This window comes from Caballeronia sp. LZ029 (assembly GCF_031451275.1).
GTDB classification, from domain to species: Bacteria; Pseudomonadota; Gammaproteobacteria; order Burkholderiales; family Burkholderiaceae; genus Caballeronia; species Caballeronia jiangsuensis.
Genome location: NZ_JARUXO010000070.1, coordinates 1 through 326, shown reverse-complemented (window position 1 = coordinate 326; position 326 = coordinate 1). Strand labels below are relative to the sequence as shown.

Annotated in this window: 1 pseudogene; it reads left to right on the top strand. The window is 69.9% G+C overall.

Annotated features, from left to right (window positions below):
- A pseudogene (locus tag QCE73_RS34090) lies at positions 1–326 on the top strand (hydrolase); the annotation flags it as partial.

Sequence of the window (326 nt, the reverse complement as noted above, 5' to 3'; positions counted from 1 at the left end):
CCGGCGCACCGTACGCTGCATCCTTGGGACGGTGTGATTCCCGACGCGGATCTCGCTGCGTTCGACGCCGCCGGCTTCGACGGCCGCAGCGGCACCGGCCAGCGTCCGGCGCTGCTTGTCATCGACATGCAATACCGCTCCTTCGGCGAGACGCCGCGCCCGCTGCTCGACACCATCGCCGAATATCCGACGAGCTGCGGCGAATACGCCTGGTCGTGCGTGCCGCACATGGTGCGTCTGCTGGCCGCGTTCCGCCGCAACCGCTTCCCGGTGATCTTCCCGCACGTCGCGCCGAAGGGCGTCCACGACGCCGGACGCTTCGGCGA